Source organism: Chryseobacterium sp. SIMBA_029 (genome assembly GCF_046535275.1).
Taxonomy (GTDB): domain Bacteria; phylum Bacteroidota; class Bacteroidia; order Flavobacteriales; family Weeksellaceae; genus Chryseobacterium.
In genome coordinates this window covers 1-259 of sequence record NZ_JAWRXA010000530.1, presented here as the reverse complement: position 1 = coordinate 259, position 259 = coordinate 1, and the positions used below count along the sequence as shown (strand labels likewise).

The following is a 259-nucleotide window of genomic DNA, read 5'->3' as shown; positions in this document are numbered from 1 at the left end:
CCAAGGAAAGATCTTCCATCTCCCCCTCCGATATCATTGAATCCTGCAATTTTCTGCATGGTCTGTGCATTGGCAATTACGAGTCTACCACCAGGTGTATATTGTGAATCTCCTCCATCAGCAGCCTGCTTGGATACAAAATAGAATTTATCTCCATAGATTGTTCCAAATTGTGTAGTTGCTCCGAAAGCATGATTGTTATTTACATTGCTGTAAACGCGATTTGTGATCTGTCCGTTATTGTCAATAAAGTTAACAG

Annotated in this window: 1 protein-coding gene; it reads right to left on the bottom strand. The window is 40.2% G+C overall.

Annotated features, from left to right (window positions below; all coding sequences use genetic code 11):
- Window positions 1-259, bottom strand: a 259-nt coding sequence (locus SB679_RS25095; protein ID WP_410705028.1) for a DUF5074 domain-containing protein, incomplete at both ends; no start/stop codon positions are given.